Source organism: Bacteroides sp. AM44-19, from assembly GCF_003603395.1.
Lineage (GTDB): Bacteria > Bacteroidota > Bacteroidia > Bacteroidales > Bacteroidaceae > Bacteroides > Bacteroides uniformis.
Window position 1 is genome coordinate 373665 of record NZ_QTNB01000002.1, and the last position, 17081, is coordinate 390745.

A 17081-nucleotide genomic window follows, 5' to 3' on the forward strand; every position below is an offset into this window, starting at 1 on the left:
CTCCAACCGTAAACCGTCAAATCGTAAATCGTAGTAACTTAATTGTTTATCGTAGTATCTCTATCCCCCTCCCTACGGGGGAGGGGCTAGGGAGAGGCCTACTTTGTAAACAGCAGCTCCCTATATTTCGGAAGCGGCCAGATTTCATCATCAATTTCCATCTCAAGGTGGTCGATGTGGTCACGGATACTTTCCAGATAAGGGCGTACGGTTTCTTCGTAAGCGAAAGCCTTGTCTTTGTAGTTATCCATGTGGTTGGCTACTTTGCGGGCTTCGGTCATTTCGCGTACTTGTACCTTGATGGCTGTTACGCGCTTGGAAATTTCGCGTACAAGCTCTTTCCGGTCGGCACTGAGGACTTCGTATTCTTCGGGAGAGAAGGTCTCGCGCAGGCCACGGAGATTTTCCAGCAGACGGTTTTGGTAGATAACGGCAGTCGGTACGATGTGGTTGATGGCAAGGTCGCCCAGCACACGGCTTTCTATCTGTACCTTCATGGTGTATTTCTCCAGTTCTACTTCCAAGCGGCAGGCAAGCTCCGTTTCGTTGAAGATACGTTCGCCGATGAGTACGGAACGGGACTGGTTATCCATGTAGTGCATCAAGGCTTCGGGAACGTGGCAGATGTTGGTCAGCCCACGGCGTGCGGCTTCCTGCTTCCATTGTTCGGAGTAGCCGTCACCCTCAAAGCGGATAGGCTCGGAGGCGATGATGGTCTCTTTCATAATGCGGAAGATGGCTTCATCCTTGCCGACTCCTTCTTCCATCAGTTTGTCGATGGATACTTTGAACTCGTTCAGCTGATTGGCCATAGCCGCATTGATGGCAATCATGGCGGCGGCGCAGTTGGCAGATGAACCTGCGGCACGGAACTCAAAGCGGTTGCCGGTGAAGGCGAATGGAGAAGTACGGTTACGGTCGGTGGTATCCAGTAATATTTCGGGAATACGTCCGATGCCTAATTTCAGTGTTGTCTTTTCTTCCGATGTCATCTTGCTGCTGCTTATCTGGCGGGCTATCTCGTCGAGGATGGAAGACAGCTGTTTGCCCAGGAAGATGGACAGAATGGCGGGAGGCGCTTCATTGGCTCCCAGACGGTGGCTGTTTCCGGCACTCATGATGGAGGCGCGCAGCAAGTTCTGGTTTTTGTATACCATCATCAGTACGTTTACCAGGAAGGTAAGGAACAGCATGTTCCCTTTCGGATTCTTGCCCGGTGCAAACAAATTGATACCCGTATCGGTGCAAAGCGACCAGTTGTTGTGCTTGCCGGAGCCGTTCACGCCGTTGTAGGGTTTTTCGTGAAGCAGTACGGCGAAGTGATGCTTGCGTGCGATGCGTTTCATCAGATCCATCACAAGCTGGTTGTGGTCGTTGGCAAGGTTGGCATTCTCAAAGATAGGCGCCAGCTCAAACTGGTTGGGAGCTACTTCGTTATGGCGGGTCTTGACCGGGATACCCAGTTTGTGACATTCGATTTCCAGTTCTTTCATAAAAGCTGTGACACGTGGGGGGATGGAGCCGAAATAGTGGTCCTCCAGCTGCTGGTCTTTGGCCGAGGAGTGTCCCATCAGGGTACGTCCGGTTAGACAAAGGTCCGGGCGGGCATTGTACAGTGCCGAGTCGACGAGGAAATATTCTTGTTCCCAGCCTAAATTGGTATAAACGCGTGTGATATTCTTGTCGAACAACTGGCATACGTCTGTCGCTGCTTTGTCTACGGCTGCCAAGGCTTTGAGCAATGGAGTCTTGTAGTCGAGCGCTTCGCCGGTATAAGAGATGAAGATAGTGGGGATGCAAAGTGTGGTATCTACCACAAAGGCAGGTGAGGAAACATCCCAAGCAGTATATCCTCGTGCTTCGAATGTGTTTCTGATACCTCCGTTGGGGAAAGAGGATGCATCCGGTTCCTGCTGGATGAGCAGTTTGCCGGAAAAACGTTCGATCACTTCTGTTCCTTCGCCGAATTCGATGAAGCCGTCATGCTTTTCAGCAGTTCCATCCGTTAGGGGTTGGAACCAGTGCGTGTAGTGGGTGACGTTGAGGGATTTTGCCCAACTTTTCATGCCGTTGGCAATCAAGTCTGCCATTTCGCGGTTGATGGGAGTGCCTTTTTCAATGGCGTCGGTTACGGCTTTGTAGGCTTCACGGGGCAGGTATTCCTGCATTTTCTTACGGTCGAAGACATGGCTGCCGTAGTAGTCGGACAGTTTGTTTGAAGGGGTGGTCACTTCAAGAGGTTGCCGATTGGCAAGTTCTTGCAAAGCAAAAAATCGCATTTTTGACATATAAGTCTCTCCTTTTATTGGTTGTTGGGCGCAAAAATACATGTTTTTTCTGAACTACCCCCTCTTTTTTAGGGGGTATTCTCGAAAATATTAGTGTTTTTTGAGAATAGACCCCCTGAAAAAGCCTGCTTGTTATGGAAAAACGACCCAAAGCTTGCGTTTGTTACATGCCATGATTAGTAATCTTTCCGCATCACGATTAGTAATCTTAGTGCGTCGTGATTAGTAATTTTCATGTGTCACAATTACGAATCATTCTGTACATGACACTTGTGGCACCCTTTTTATAACAATTAATATAGGTTCGTATTTATCTCGCACAAACTATGTGTGCTTGTGTATTATTGTCTCGCGCGCGTAACATATGTTTTATAATAAAGGGTGTCACAAGTGTCATCCCCACTTCTTTATGGAACATGTTTTTGCATTACACAAATTCTTCCGTATATTTGTCCCGATTCTATAAGGAGAAATTGCGGTTGAAACGTTTGTTGTTTATATGGATTTGGATTTGCTTCTTGTTTTCTTTTGTACAGAAGGCAGGGGCGGAGCGTGTATCTTATCCGGTTGACAAACATGTGAGTTCGGCAGACTCCATCATGGAGAAAGTCATCTTCTTTGCCCCCCTTTATGAACGTATTATTGAAAGTTACAAGGCTGAGCTTTACATAAAGGGCTGGGTGAATATCCGTAAGAAGAATCATATTCTCCGCTACATCCCTTCCATGTTCCGGCCCAAGAAAGGGGTGCGGGAATATATGATGGAAACTTATAGCGATTTGCATTTTACTGCTCCCGACATCTATGACCAGAAGGTAAAGGCAAGTGTCGGTACTGCTTCCGAGTTTTGGGAAATGGACGGACGGCTGCCGGAATATTTTCACATCAACATCTATTCTTCTACCTTATTATATGACAAACTACTCTCTCCTTTAGCACCCAATGCCAAAAAATATTATACCTATCGGATTGATACGGTGATGGGGGAACGGCATGCCCTTCAGTATAAAATCCGTTTTATGCCAAAAAGCAAAAGCTTTCAGCTGGTGGGCGGTTATCTGATTGTGAGTGATAACGTGTGGAGTGTACGCGAGATGCGTTTTTCCGGACGTAATGAGATGGTGCGGTTCAATAATCTGGTGAAGATGGGTAATGTGGGCGATTCGGACGAATTTCTTCCGTTGCAGTATGATGTGGATGCAACGTTTCGTTTTTTGGGAAATGTGGTAGATGGCACTTATGAAGCTGTACTCGATTATAAGAACATCATTCAGAAAACTTCTGGCAGTGATATACGGAGGTCGGTGAAGAAAAGTAAATATGACTTGTCCGATTCATACACGTTGCGTACTGATACGAATGCTTATCTACGTGATACTGCTTACTTTAAAACTTTGCGTCCCATTCCTTTGACTCCGCATGAGGAGACACTGTATCAGGATTTCTTCTTGCGTCGGGATACGCTCGCCCGGAAAAAGAAACCGGTGAATAAGAACTTGGAGTTTTGGGGGCAGATTGGAGATGCATTGATCAGTCGCTATACGGTAGACCTTGATAAATTGGGGAGTGTGCGCTGTTCACCACTAATCAATCCTTTTCTTTTGAGCTATAGCGGCAAGCATGGAATTTCGTATCGGCAGGAGTTCAAGTACAACCGTATTTTTACCGGTGATCGCCTGCTGCGCATCGTTCCCCGGATAGGTTATAATTTTAAGGAAAAAGAGTTTTACTGGAGGGTGAGGTCCGATTTTGATTATTGGCCCCGTAAGCGTGCAGCATTGCATCTGGAGTTTGGTAACGGTAACCGGATTTACAGCAGTGATGTGCTGGACGACCTGAAAGCCATCCCCGACAGTATTTTTGACTTCAACCAGATACACTTGGATTATTTCAAGGATTTGTATCTGAATCTGCGTCATAGCTGGGAAATAGTAAACGGTCTGTCGCTGGAAGTGGGTGTATCCATGCACAGACGTACGGAAGTGAACCGCTCCCGGTTTGAACTGAACTACCCGAGCATGCCGCCTACCAAGTCGGCCACCCGTGTCGGTTCCGGAGGTTCATCCTTCTTTCCGAATTTTGACCCGAATATCCTGAACAAGTTCCGCCATACCTATAATAGTTTTGCTCCCCGCGTCCGCCTCACCTGGACTCCGGGACAATACTATTATATGAATGGCGACCGTAAAGTAAATCTTCATTCCAAGTATCCTTCCATCTCAGTAGATTGGGAGCGGGGACTCAGTGGAGTGTTGCAGAGCAGTGGTTCGTACGAGCGTGTAGAGATTGATTTGCAGCATCAGGTTTCTTTGGGCTTGATGCGTGATATTTATTGGCGTTTTGGTTGGGGAGAGTTTACCAATCAGAAGGAACTGTACTTTGTGGACTTTGCCAATTTGCGGCGTTCCAATCTTCCTATGGGTTGGAGTGATGATATTGGCGGGGTGTTCCAGTTGCTGGACGGCCGCTGGTATAACTCTTCCCGTAAATATATCCGCGGACACCTTACCTATGAAGCGCCTTTCCTCCTGCTCCGCCATCTGATGAAATATACCCAATATGTATTGAATGAACGTCTGTATCTGAATGCATTGGTGGTTCCTCACTTGAAACCTTATCTGGAAGTAGGGTATGGTATTGGTACACATATATTTGACTTTGGCTTGTTTGCCAGCTTTGCAAACTGGAAGTATCAAGAAATAGGTTGCAAATTTACCTTCGAACTGTTTAACAGATAGCAATGTGGTAATGTGATTAATGTGCCAATGTGTCAATGACCAGGGCGTGATGGCGTAGCATAAACATAGCGCAGCCAATTAGCCAATTAGCATATTGGCACATTATCACATTAATCAATTGTCAATTATTGATTCTTTTGTAACTTTGCTGCAAATTACTTGGAGCTATGGGTATAGTAATAGGAATAGATGTGGGTGGAAGTACCACGAAAATCGTTGGAATCAATGGAGAACAGATACAGTCTCCAATGTTTATTACGGCTACCGATCCGGTGACTTCCTTATTCGGAGCATTCGGTAAGTATATTTATGACAATGGTATACAGCTGGCCGATGTGGAGCAGGTGATGCTGACGGGAGTGGGAAGCGCATTTGTCAACAGCCCTCTATATGGACTGCCTACTCGCAAAACGGATGAGTTTATTGCCAATGGTTTGGGAGCCAGACATGCAACGGATATAGACCAACTGATTGTAGTCAGCATGGGTACCGGCACTTCTTTTGTGAAAATAGATGGAGACAAGGTGCAGCATATTGGCGGCTTGGGGATTGGTGGAGGCACCTTGCAGGGATTATCGAGGTTGCTGTTGAAAACTCATGATATTCATCAGGTGTCCGAGTTGGCTGAGAAAGGGGATGTAACTCGTGTCAACTTGCAGATAGGTGATATTTGCAACACTGCTTTGCCTGACTTGCCGGTGAGTGCTACCGCCTCTCTTTTCGGAAAAGCGGATAGCAATGCTTCTCAAGAAGATATTGCCTGCGGTATAATTTATACGGTACTTCAAACCATTGGAGGAGCTGCTGTACTGTCAGCTTTGAACAGTCCTATCAAGGATTTCGTTCTGATAGGAAATCTCACCCAACTGCCCCAGTGCCGGGAGGTGTTTTCTAAAATGGAAGCCATCTATCATGTACATTTTCATATACCGCCCTATGCTGAATATAGAACAGCAATAGGAGCGGCATTGGCATATATAAAAGAAAGGCAAGGGTAGTGGTTACTTCTTGCCTGCCTTCTTCATATAGCTGTTTATCAAGGTACATGCGGGAGCGGCCACCGTACCGTGGTCAAATCCCTCCATCTGATAGAGGGTGGTTTTTTGTCCCAATGCTTTGAGGAGGGCATATAAATGGGCGTTTTCCTCATAGCGTGCCAGCATCTCCAACTCTTTGTCGCCAGTGATAAGTATCATGGGTGAAGCGTCTTTTCTTACGTTATTGGAAGGAGCATATTTATCTATAATCGGAGTGTCGGAAGGCAGTCCGCGTTCTTTGCGGATGGTATAATGAGTGGTGGTCTGTCCGCTGATGGGGAAAGCGCCTGCCAGGCTGTTGGCATCAATATTCCACTTTGCCAGGTAACTCTTGTCCAGATTGAGCATCAGGCTGAGATAACCTCCTGCCGAATGACCGGCTATGTATATTTTGTCTTTATCTCCTCCGAATTCTTCTATATTCTCGAAAGTCCAAGCAACGGCCTCTGCGGCATCTTCCGTGTAGGCAGGATTTTGGGCACGCGGGCTGAGTCGGTAGTTTACGGCTATCACGGCGTAGCCTTGCTCCAGGAACTCCTTCGGAAAATGTTTTTCTCCGGCTTCCAGTCCTCCGCCGTGGAACCAGATAAGGGTGGCAAATCCTTTTTTATCAGTAGGATAATGGAGGTCGAGCTTACAACGCTCCAGCTTATAACTGTCCTTTTCGCCGGGATGAAGATAGGAAATGTTCTTTTGCGTACGGTAGTTGTTGTCCGTTGTCTGATTTTGGCTATAACATAATAATGTATAGCAAATGATGGAAATGCATGCGATTATCTTTTTCATGATAAATTATTGAGATTATGTATAAATGAAACGATGCAAAGGTAACATTTTTTTTATTCTTTAATTGATTATTCCACTGCTGTTTTGAATGCTTTTTGTTTTGTAGTTCAAGAAAATACTTCTATCTTTGCGCCCGATTTACAATGAGTCAACATAAAGTCTCACTTAATTAACGAGTTAAACAATTTATTTATTAATGGAAAATTTAAAGAATGTAGCTCCTATTGAAGACTTCAACTGGGATGCTTATGAGAACGGCGAATCAGTAGCCAGTGCAAGCCACGAAGAACTGGAAAAGGCGTATGACAATACGTTGAACAAGGTTAACGACCGCGAGGTAGTTGATGGAACCGTAATCGCAATGAACAAGCGTGAAGTAGTTGTGAACATCGGTTACAAATCAGACGGTATCATTCCGATGAGTGAATTCCGTTACAATCCTGAACTGAAGGTTGGTGATACTGTTGAGGTATACATCGAAAATCAGGAAGACAAGAAAGGACAGCTCGTTCTGTCTCACCGTAAAGCTCGTGCTACCCGTTCTTGGGATCGCGTAAACGCAGCTTTGGAAAACGAAGAAATTATCAAGGGTTACATCAAGTGCCGCACAAAGGGTGGTATGATTGTAGACGTATTCGGCATCGAAGCTTTCTTGCCGGGTTCTCAAATCGACGTGAAGCCTATCCGCGACTACGATGTATTCGTTGGCAAAACTATGGAATTCAAGGTTGTTAAGATCAACCAGGAATTCAAGAATGTGGTTGTTTCCCACAAGGCTCTTATCGAAGCCGAACTGGAACAACAGAAGAAGGAAATCATCGGTAAACTCGAAAAAGGACAAGTTCTCGAAGGTACCGTTAAGAATATCACTTCCTATGGTGTATTTATCGACTTGGGTGGCGTAGATGGTTTGATTCACATCACAGACCTTTCTTGGGGCCGTGTCAGCGATCCGAAAGAAGTGGTTGAACTCGACCAGAAACTCAACGTCGTTATCCTTGACTTCGATGATGAGAAGAAGCGTATCGCTCTCGGCTTGAAGCAACTCACTCCGCATCCTTGGGATGCACTGGATGCTAACCTGAAGGTTGGCGACCACGTGAAGGGTAAAGTTGTAGTTATGGCTGACTACGGTGCATTCATCGAAATCGCTCCGGGTGTTGAAGGTCTGATTCACGTATCTGAAATGTCTTGGTCACAACACTTGCGTTCTGCACAAGACTTCATGAAGGTAGGTGACGAAGTAGAGGCAGTAGTCCTGACTTTGGACCGCGAAGAACGTAAGATGTCTTTGGGTATCAAGCAGCTGAAGTCTGACCCGTGGGAAACTATCGAAGAGAAGTATCCTATCGGCAGCAAGCACACTGCAAAGGTTCGTAACTTCACTAATTTCGGTGTATTCGTTGAAATCGAAGAAGGTGTTGACGGCTTGATTCACATCTCTGACCTGTCTTGGACGAAGAAGGTTAAACATCCGTCTGAATTCACTCAGATTGGTGCAGACATCGACGTACAAGTTCTGGAAATCGACAAGGAAAACCGTCGCTTGAGCCTTGGCCACAAGCAACTCGAAGAAAATCCCTGGGATGTATTCGAAACTGTATTTACAGTAGGTTCTGTACACGAAGGTACTATCATCGAAATGCTGGATAAGGGTGCTGTAGTTGCTCTGCCTTATGGTGTAGAAGGCTTCGCTACTCCGAAGCACCTCGTTAAGGAAGACGGATCACAAGCTCAGTTGGACGAGAAGCTTGAATTCAAGGTAATTGAGTTCAACAAGGACGCTAAGCGTATCATCCTTTCTCACAGCCGTATCTTCGAAGATGCTGCAAAGGCAGAAGAAAGAGCTGAAAAGAAGGCTGCTACTAAGAAGTCAACCGGTAAGAGAGAAGACGTTGCTCCTGCTATCCAAAACCAGGCTGCATCCACTACTCTGGGTGACATTGATGCTTTGGCTGCCTTGAAGGAACAGATGGAAGCTGGAAAGAAATAATTACTCCGTTCTATAAATGAAGGAAGGGTACTTGCGCAAACAAGTGCCCTTCTTTTTTATGATTTGTCAATAGAATTTTATGGAATTAAGGATGGTTTTTCCATAAATGTTTATCTTTGCAGGGTGGTTACTTTTGCAATCATAGAAATATTCAATAATTTAATTTTCATTTATTATGAAAAACATGTTCAAAAATGCAGGGAAGATGGTGTTGTTCACTTGCCTGTCGCTGATGTTACTAACCGCATGCGGCCAGAAGTCTAAACTCAAGCTGGCTATCGCAGCAGCCAACAAACAATGTCCCATGGATATGGGAGCTTCCGGCGAAATATCCAGTATTACTTTTGATGGGTCGGATGTGGTATATGTACTGCTTATGAATGAAAGTTTCCTCAATATAGACGCTTTGAAAGAGAATCCTGATGCAATGAAGTCTGCTGTGACTGTTATGTTCGGTAATCCACAAGGGTCCATTAAAGAGATGCTGGATTTGGTTGTCGGTACTGATTCCGGTATAAAGTTCATATATAAAGGAAAGACATCCGGTAACGAAGTGGAATGTTATCTGACTACTCAGGACTTGAAAGATATATTGAATGGTGGTGGTGCATCTGCCGACAGCAGTGACGAGAAGAAACTGGAAGAGCAAGTGAAGATGACCAACGTATCGTGCCCGATGCAGGTGGATGAAGCCACTATGCTCAATAAACTGACAATCGAGTCGGATAAGGTGCTTTATCATTATACGATTGACGAATCTGTAGTACAGATGTCTGCTTTGAAGGAAAATGCCGAACAGATGAAGGCAAATGTGAAGAACTCTTTGAACTCCTCCGATCCAGCCTTGCGCATGTTCTTGGAAGTATGTGTGAAGTGTGATAAAGGGGTGGGCTATCTGTATAAAGGGAATAAATCCGGAGAAACTTTTGAAATATCCTTTGGAGTTTCAGAGATAAAGGCTCTTCTATAAATCAAGGAGTAGAAATCAGTTCGGAAGGTTTGGAATGGAAAAATTTGAGTTACATATTCTTGGTTGTGGTTCCGCTTTACCCACAACGCGTCATTTCCCTACGTCTCAAATTGTGAACGTGCGCGACAAGCTGTTTATGATTGATTGTGGGGAAGGAGCGCAGTTGCAGTTCCGTAAATCACATCTGAAGTTTTCACGTTTGAATCATATCTTTATCTCTCACTTGCATGGAGACCATTGTTTTGGCTTATTAGGACTGATTTCTACACTTAACCTTTTAGGACGTACAGCAGAGTTGCATATCCATTCTCCCAAAGGGCTGGAAACATTACTGACACCTATGCTGGATTTTTTTAATAGGCAGATGACGTACAAGGTCCTTTTCCATGAGTTTGATACGAAAGAACCGATGTTGATTTATGAAGACCGTTCGTTGACGGTTACTACCATTCCTTTGCGTCATCGTATGCCGTGTTGTGGTTTTTTGTTTGCAGAAAAGCGGCGTCCTAACCATATTATCCGTGAAATGGTCGATTTCTACCAAGTGCCGGTATACGAATTGAATCGTATAAAGAATGGGGCCGATTACGTGACACCGGAGGGAAAAACTGTTTCCAACAACTTGTTGACCCGTCCTTCTGCTCCGTCCCGCAGTTATGCTTATTGCTCGGATACCATCTATCTTCCTTCTATCGTGGAGCAGATAAAAGGGGTTGATTTACTTTTTCATGAGGCGACATTTGCGAATGAGGATGCGCCACGTGCCAAAGAAACATTTCATACAACTGCTGCACAAGCGGCTGAAATAGCCAGGAAGGCTGAAGTGAAGAAGTTGTTGATAGGACATTTTTCGGCACGATACGAAGATGAAAATATCTTGCTTCAAGAAGCATCCGCTATTTTTCCGGATACTCAGCTTGCCAAAGAAACACTTTGTGTATCGGTATGAATTAAACTTTTCGTATCTTTGGCAGTCTAAAACAACAAATGCGAATAGAAATTTATGACCCCTTCCTATAATGAACGCGAAGTGTTGGCTCTTCTACAAGAAGAAAGCACACAAAAGCGGGGATTTGAGATGATTGTTACCCAATATAGCGAGCAGCTGTATTGGCAGATTCGTCGTATGGTCCTCTCTCATGAAGATGCCAATGATTTACTTCAGAATACTTTCATTAAAGCATGGATTAATATAGATTATTTCAGGGCAGAGGCTAAACTCTCTACCTGGCTCTATCGCATAGCCTTGAATGAATGCCTCACTTTTCTGAACAAACAACGGGCTGCTTCCACAGTCTCTTTGGATGACCCCGAGGCAGATGCACTTCAAAAGCTTGAAAGTGATCCTTACTTCTCCGGTGATAAAGCAGAGATGGCTTTGCAAAAAGCCTTGCTTGCCTTGCCGGAAAAACAACGTATGGTGTTTAACCTGAAGTATTACCAGGAAATGAAATACGAAGAGATGTCCGATATATTTGGTACTTCCGTAGGTGCCTTGAAGGCTTCCTATCACCATGCCTTGAAGAAAATAGAAAAGTTTTTGGGTGAGGAGTATTAAACCTTTGCCACAAAACAATGTCTAATTAAACAGAAAGGAGAAAGCTTATGAAAGAAGAAGATAAAATACTGAAAAAGATAGGGACGGAAAATCCTTTCCGCGTTCCTGACGGCTACTTTGAGAATCTTACTTCAGAGGTAATGAACCGGCTTCCCGAAAAAGAGAAACTCATTGCTGTGCAGACAGAGCCTACAATGTGGCAGAAGGTAAGGCCTTGGTTGTATATGACCGCCATGTTTATAGGTGCGGCATTGATTATCCGTGTAGCTTCTTCGGAGCATACTCCATCTGTAGAGCGTATGGCTGCTGATGATACGGAAACAGAAATGGAATATATTAATATGGCTGTAGAGAATTCCATGCTGGATGATTATTCATTGTATGTTTATTTGGCAGACTCTGATGCAGAATAAGGTAACAACACTCAATTATTTAAAAATGAAGAAACTAATTGTTTTATTGGTTATGATATGTGGCATTATGCCTCTGCTTTGGGCTAGCGATGGATGTGACCAGCATCTGTCACCTGAAGAGTTTCGTGCCAAACAAAAAGCGTTTATAACGGAGAAAGCCGGACTGACGAGTGAGGAGGCAGCCAAGTTCTTCCCATTGTATTTTGAATTGCAGGACCGGAAAAAGCAGCTAAATGACGAGGCTTGGAAGTTGCTTCGACAAGGGAAAGATGAAAAAACAACCGAAGCCCAGTATGAGGAAATTATGGAAGGTGTATATGATGCCCGTATCGCTTCTGACCGGTTGGACAAGACCTACTTTGATAAGTTCAAGAAAATATTGCCTTGTAAAAAGATTTATCTGGTGCAAAGGGCTGAAATGCGTTTCCACCGTGAATTACTGAAAGGCATGCATAAAAAGGGGGATGCTTCTCCACGAAAAACACAAGGAAAAAGATGAATAGTGAATGAATACAAATAAGGAAGGTTGCCACAATGATGTGAGCAACCTTCTTTTGTTAATGATAGATACCTCGCTTTAGCCAGCTAAACCTGACCTTTAGAAGAATCATCTTGTTTGCTTTCTTTTTCCAATGCTTTCGCTTCATTCCATAGCTTATCCATTTCTTCCAGCGTCATGTCATGGAGATTTTTGCCCTCCTTGATGCTGTGCGCTTCTACATAGTTGAAGCGGTTGATGAACTTCTGGTTGGTCTGTTCCAGCGCATTGTCCGGATTGATTTTGTAGAGGCGGGCAGCGTTGATGAGGCTGAACATGACATCGCCGAATTCAGCTTCAGCTTTTTCCTTATCCATGTGGTCGACTTCTGTCTGGAACTCCCGGATTTCTTCTTTTACCTTATCCCACACCTGTTCGCGTTCTTCCCAGTCGAATCCTACATTGCGTGCCTTGTCCTGGATGCGGTAGGCCTTGATGAGCGAGGGTAGGGCAGCGGGTACACCGCTCAGCACTGTTTTGTTCCCATCTTTTTCCTTCAATTTTAGCTGTTCCCAGTTTTCAGAAACCTGGCCTGCGGTTTCGGCCTTTACATCGCCGAAGACATGGGGATGGCGGAAAATAAGTTTCTCACAAAGACGGTCGCATACGTCTTTCATATCGAAATCACCGGTTTCGGAGCCTATCTTTGCATAAAAAGCCACATGCAGCAGCACATCGCCCAGCTCTTTGCAGATGTCATTCTTGTCATCGCGTATCAGGGCGTCACAAAGTTCATAAGTCTCTTCGATGGTATTGGGGCGCAGGCTTTCGTTGGTCTGCTTGCGGTCCCAGGGACATTTCTCGCGCAGCTCGTCGAGTATGTCGAGGAAGCGGCCGAAGGCTTCCATCTGTTCTTTTCTTGTATGCATGATTTTGAAATTTAGTTTTTCCATTCTTCGTATGAGATAAGCAAGCCTATTACTTCCGAATAGTTCTTGCGTCCGCTTTGAATCTTGTTTCCTTTAAGGTACAAGTCGTAGATAAAGTTCTGGATGTCTCCGATGAGCGGACTGTATTTCTCCATCCAGTATTGCTGGTTCTTTTGGGCCAGTTCTATGATTTCAGGACGTATCCGGTTGAAAAGTTCTGCGTATTCTTCTTCGCTCATCAGTCGGCGGGCATTGCCCAGCACATGTGGGAGTACGGAGAAATACCCACTGAAACGAATCTCTTTCACCTGCGAACGGGTGCAGACCTGGTAAGCGTAGAAGTTGGCTTCTGCCTCGCTGGTGATGCCTAAAAAGTGTGCCAGCTCGTGGGCATAAGTAGCAGGATATTGTGGTGGAAGCAAATCGCCGTTCAGCGTGAATTCGCAGAAGAAAGGTCCCATGCTTCCCGTAACACCGACCATGGAAATGAACGGAGTGAAAAGCATGGTCTTCACGCGCGGAGAGGAGTGGGGAGGGCGATGTATCCCCAGCGTATCGCTGATTTGGTTGTATCCGTGTACGCTTTCCCGGCAGACCAATGGTTCGTCAATGGAGGTGACATCTGTATAGGAAGCATTCAGCTTGTCTATATAGTTGTCTACAAATGACTGAAAGATTTCGGGAGTATAGGCAGTATAAGGAATGTTTGTCCTGCCATAGAAATCTTTCTGTGAGTAGTTCAGTCCCCATGCCAGATAGAACCATGCATATATCCACAGCAAGTATTCCATTTCGTTCAGCAGAATCTGTTTCCACTTTTTCTTTTGGATATAGCGTGCCCTGATTGGATTGAAAAGAAGTCCGAGTACACTGAGGAAAATAAACAAGTCGCCTATGGCAAAAGGCATGAGTTTTGAAAAGGAGGACAAGAAATGGGAAATCACCGGATATACAGACTGTGCATATACTTCTCCCAATATTGGAATGAGTTGCGTTGCCCATACAACAGACAGTAATACGATTAATACGACATACCGGATTTTCAATTTGTCTCTCATTTTTATTTTCAACCTACCATTAAGAGGACTATCGACCTCTAACTCCTAAGCCCGGAGGGCGATAACTCCCTTTAACTCCTACTAACTCCTGACTCATTTTGTAGGGACAAAAATATATATTTAAATTTTAATTCATTAATTTTGCGCCCGTTATTCGCAATAAATTAATTATAGAGATTTAAAAACATGGAATTAGCAAGTAAGTACAATCCCGCTGACGTGGAGGGAAAGTGGTACCAGTATTGGTTGGACCACAAATTATTCAGTTCGAAACCCGATGGTCGTGAGCCTTACACCGTCGTCATTCCGCCTCCAAACGTCACCGGTGTGTTGCACATGGGACACATGCTTAATAATACCATACAAGATATTCTGGTACGCCGTGCCCGCATGGAAGGCAAGAATGCCTGCTGGGTGCCGGGAACCGACCATGCATCCATTGCTACCGAGGCCAAGGTGGTGAACAAACTTGCCGCACAAGGCATCAAGAAGACAGACCTTACCCGCGACGAGTTCTTGAAGCATGCCTGGGAATGGACTGACGAACATGGCGGCATCATCTTGAAGCAGCTCCGCAAGCTGGGTGCTTCTTGCGATTGGGATCGTACAGCTTTTACTATGGATGAGAAACGCAGTGAAAGCGTGCTCAAGGTTTTTGTTGACTTGTATAACAAAGGTCTGATTTATCGTGGTGTCCGCATGGTGAACTGGGACCCTAAGGCACTGACCGCACTTAGTGACGAGGAAGTAATCTACAAAGAAGAGCACAGCAAGCTGTACTATCTGAAGTATATGGTAGAAGGTGACCCCGAAGGACGTTATGCAGTGGTTGCTACCACCCGCCCTGAAACCATCATGGGAGATACAGCCATGTGCATCAATCCGAATGACCCCAAGAATACCTGGTTGAAGGGTAAGAAGGTGATTGTTCCGTTGGTAGGACGTGTTATTCCGGTTATCGAGGACGATTACGTAGATATAGAGTTCGGTACCGGTTGTCTGAAGGTAACTCCTGCCCACGATGTGAACGACTACATGCTGGGTGAGAAGTACAATCTGCCGAGCATCGACATCTTCAATGATAACGGAACGCTTAGTGAAGCTGCCGGCCTGTATATCGGTATGGACCGTTTCGATGTGCGCGAGCAGATTGAGAAGGACCTGGCTGCTGCCGGTCTGTTGGAGAAAGTGGAAGCCTATACCAACAAGGTAGGTTTCTCCGAACGTACCAACGTGCCCATCGAACCGAAACTTTCCATGCAGTGGTTCTTGAAGATGCAGCACTTTGCCGACATGGCTTTGCCGCCGGTGATGAATGATGAGTTGAAGTTCTATCCTGCCAAATATAAGAATACGTACAAGAACTGGTTGGAAAATATCAAGGACTGGTGTATTAGCCGCCAGTTATGGTGGGGGCATCGCATTCCTGCTTATTTTTTGCCGGAAGGTGGTTATGTAGTGGCTGCCACTCCCGAAGAAGCCTTGGCATTGGCAAAAGAGAAAACGGGTAATGCAGACCTTAAACTGGAAGACCTTCGTCAGGATGAGGACTGCCTGGATACTTGGTTCTCCTCCTGGTTGTGGCCCATCTCTTTGTTTGACGGTATCAACAATCCGGGTAACGAGGAGATAAACTACTATTATCCTACCAGCGACTTGGTGACCGGTCCGGACATTATCTTCTTCTGGGTAGCCCGTATGATTATGGCAGGCTATGAATATGAAGGTAAGATGCCGTTCCAGAATGTTTATTTTACGGGTATTGTCCGTGACAAGCTGGGACGTAAGATGTCCAAGTCGTTGGGTAATTCTCCCGACCCGCTGGATTTGATTGAGAAATACGGTGCCGATGGTGTACGTATGGGCATGATGCTTTCAGCTCCTGCTGGCAATGACATCCTCTTTGACGATGCACTGTGTGAGCAAGGACGTAACTTCAATAATAAGATATGGAACGCTTTCCGTCTGATTAAAGGTTGGGAAGTCAGTGCGGAAGTTCCGGTACCGGAAGCTTCAGAACTGGCAATACGCTGGTTTGAGGCCAAGCAGAATGAAGTGGCTGCCGAAGTGGCTGATTTGTTCAGCAAGTACCGTTTGAGTGAAGCGCTGATGGCTGTTTACAAACTGTTCTGGGACGAATTCTCTTCCTGGTATCTGGAAATGATTAAACCGGCATACGGCCAGCCCATCAACCGGAAAGTGTATGAAGCAACTATCGGTTTCTTTGATAACTTGTTGCATCTGCTCCATCCGTTCATGCCATTTATTACAGAGGAGTTGTGGCAGCATCTTTGCGACCGTACAGACGGTGAGAGCTTGATGGTAAGCCCGTTGTCAATGTCGGCATTGGTAGATGAGGATATCATCCGGGAGTTTGAAGTGGTGAAAGAGGTTATCAGCAATATCCGTTCCATCCGTTTGCAGAAGAACATCGCCCAAAAAGAGACACTTGAGTTGCAGGTTATCGGTGAGAATCCGGTTGTGGCATTCAACGCGGTTATCATGAAAATGTGTAACCTTTCCTCCATCAATATAGTGGAGAACAAGGCCGACGGTGCTGCTTCCTTCATGGTAGGTACTACGGAATATGCCGTACCTTTGGGTAATATGATTGACGTGGAAGCCGAGATAGCCCGTATGGAGGCCGAACTGAAGCATAAGGAAGGATTCTTGCAGGGTGTGCTGAAGAAACTGGGTAACGAGAAGTTTGTGAATAATGCTCCTGCCGCCGTTCTTGAGATGGAACGCAAGAAGCAGGCAGATGCTGAAAGTATCATCAAATCTCTCAAGGAAAGTATTGCAGCATTGAAAAAGGCATAACTGTCCATCACAT

The 17081-nt window shown here is 45.3% G+C and carries 13 protein-coding genes; 9 read left to right on the plus strand and 4 right to left on the minus strand.

Features of this window, described 5'->3' with window-relative positions:
* Positions 1 to 98: 98 nt before the first annotated feature.
* Entirely contained in the window at positions 99 to 2288 is a 2190-nt protein-coding gene (locus DW947_RS05990; protein WP_005832915.1) for a glutamine synthetase III, read from the minus strand.
* A gap of 416 nt (positions 2289 to 2704) precedes the next feature.
* Here DW947_RS05990 and DW947_RS05995 point away from each other — a divergent pair, with 416 nt between their 5' ends.
* Together DW947_RS05995 and coaW are read left to right on the plus strand one after the other, a co-directional pair.
* Positions 2705 to 5026 (plus strand): DUF5686 family protein, encoded by a 2322-nt coding sequence (locus tag DW947_RS05995; protein ID WP_117748921.1) that lies wholly within the window; start codon positions 2705 to 2707, stop codon positions 5024 to 5026.
* Positions 5027 to 5193: 167 nt separating this feature from the next.
* On the plus strand, positions 5194 to 6024 hold the full coding sequence (coaW, locus tag DW947_RS06000) for a type II pantothenate kinase (protein WP_005832001.1): 831 nt from the start codon (positions 5194 to 5196) through the stop codon (positions 6022 to 6024).
* 3 nt (positions 6025 to 6027) lie between these two features.
* Here the strand turns inward: coaW and DW947_RS06005 are convergent, their stop codons facing one another.
* A complete protein-coding gene (locus DW947_RS06005; RefSeq protein WP_009038072.1) occupies positions 6028 to 6849 on the minus strand; it encodes an alpha/beta hydrolase in 822 nt (273 codons plus the stop codon).
* Between the two features lie 196 nt (positions 6850 to 7045).
* Here DW947_RS06005 and rpsA point away from each other — a divergent pair, with 196 nt between their 5' ends.
* From rpsA to DW947_RS06035, 6 genes are all read left to right on the plus strand, one after another.
* Entirely contained in the window at positions 7046 to 8842 is a 1797-nt protein-coding gene (gene rpsA / locus DW947_RS06010; protein WP_005831997.1) for a 30S ribosomal protein S1, read from the plus strand.
* A 175-nt stretch (positions 8843 to 9017) separates the two neighbouring features.
* Positions 9018 to 9812, plus strand: coding sequence for a hypothetical protein (locus tag DW947_RS06015; RefSeq protein ID WP_057097779.1), 795 nt, complete (start codon positions 9018 to 9020; stop codon positions 9810 to 9812).
* A gap of 34 nt (positions 9813 to 9846) precedes the next feature.
* Complete coding sequence (locus DW947_RS06020) at positions 9847 to 10761, plus strand: ribonuclease Z (protein ID WP_005832904.1); 915 nt, start codon at positions 9847 to 9849, stop codon at positions 10759 to 10761.
* Between the two features lie 54 nt (positions 10762 to 10815).
* On the plus strand, positions 10816 to 11370 hold the full coding sequence (locus tag DW947_RS06025; protein WP_117962719.1) for an RNA polymerase sigma factor: 555 nt from the start codon (positions 10816 to 10818) through the stop codon (positions 11368 to 11370).
* Between the two features lie 47 nt (positions 11371 to 11417).
* Positions 11418 to 11783 (plus strand): hypothetical protein, encoded by a 366-nt coding sequence (locus DW947_RS06030; RefSeq protein WP_005832902.1) that lies wholly within the window; start codon positions 11418 to 11420, stop codon positions 11781 to 11783.
* Positions 11784 to 11808: 25 nt separating this feature from the next.
* Positions 11809 to 12282: a hypothetical protein gene (locus DW947_RS06035; RefSeq protein WP_035449335.1), complete on the plus strand. Its 474-nt coding sequence runs from the start codon at positions 11809 to 11811 to the stop codon at positions 12280 to 12282.
* A gap of 86 nt (positions 12283 to 12368) precedes the next feature.
* Here DW947_RS06035 and mazG read toward each other — a convergent pair whose 3' ends face one another.
* Together mazG and DW947_RS06045 are read right to left on the minus strand one after the other, a co-directional pair.
* Positions 12369 to 13193 carry a nucleoside triphosphate pyrophosphohydrolase gene (gene mazG / locus DW947_RS06040; RefSeq protein ID WP_117962747.1) on the minus strand — a complete coding sequence of 275 codons (825 nt, stop codon included), beginning with the start codon at positions 13191 to 13193 and terminating at the stop codon, positions 12369 to 12371.
* 8 nt (positions 13194 to 13201) lie between these two features.
* A complete protein-coding gene (locus tag DW947_RS06045; RefSeq protein WP_005831985.1) occupies positions 13202 to 14248 on the minus strand; it encodes a DUF3810 domain-containing protein in 1047 nt (348 codons plus the stop codon).
* Between the two features lie 186 nt (positions 14249 to 14434).
* Between DW947_RS06045 and DW947_RS06050 the strand changes: the two genes are divergently transcribed.
* The gene (locus DW947_RS06050) at positions 14435 to 17068 is read left to right on the plus strand and encodes a valine--tRNA ligase (protein WP_005831983.1); all 2634 of its coding nucleotides are present in this window, start codon (positions 14435 to 14437) and stop codon (positions 17066 to 17068) included.
* Positions 17069 to 17081: the final 13 nt, after the last annotated feature.

Coding starts and splice junctions, on each gene's coding strand:
- DW947_RS05990 (WP_005832915.1), bottom strand. CDS start 2,288: ATGTCAAAAATGCGATTTTTTGCTTTGCAAGAACTTGCCAATCGGCAA.
- DW947_RS05995 (WP_117748921.1), top strand. CDS start 2,705: ATGTTTTTGCATTACACAAATTCTTCCGTATATTTGTCCCGATTCTAT.
- coaW (WP_005832001.1), top strand. CDS start 5,194: ATGGGTATAGTAATAGGAATAGATGTGGGTGGAAGTACCACGAAAATC.
- DW947_RS06005 (WP_009038072.1), bottom strand. CDS start 6,849: ATGAAAAAGATAATCGCATGCATTTCCATCATTTGCTATACATTATTA.
- rpsA (WP_005831997.1), top strand. CDS start 7,046: ATGGAAAATTTAAAGAATGTAGCTCCTATTGAAGACTTCAACTGGGAT.
- DW947_RS06015 (WP_057097779.1), top strand. CDS start 9,018: ATGAAAAACATGTTCAAAAATGCAGGGAAGATGGTGTTGTTCACTTGC.
- DW947_RS06020 (WP_005832904.1), top strand. CDS start 9,847: ATGGAAAAATTTGAGTTACATATTCTTGGTTGTGGTTCCGCTTTACCC.
- DW947_RS06025 (WP_117962719.1), top strand. CDS start 10,816: ATGACCCCTTCCTATAATGAACGCGAAGTGTTGGCTCTTCTACAAGAA.
- DW947_RS06030 (WP_005832902.1), top strand. CDS start 11,418: ATGAAAGAAGAAGATAAAATACTGAAAAAGATAGGGACGGAAAATCCT.
- DW947_RS06035 (WP_035449335.1), top strand. CDS start 11,809: ATGAAGAAACTAATTGTTTTATTGGTTATGATATGTGGCATTATGCCT.
- DW947_RS06045 (WP_005831985.1), bottom strand. CDS start 14,248: ATGAGAGACAAATTGAAAATCCGGTATGTCGTATTAATCGTATTACTG.
- DW947_RS06050 (WP_005831983.1), top strand. CDS start 14,435: ATGGAATTAGCAAGTAAGTACAATCCCGCTGACGTGGAGGGAAAGTGG.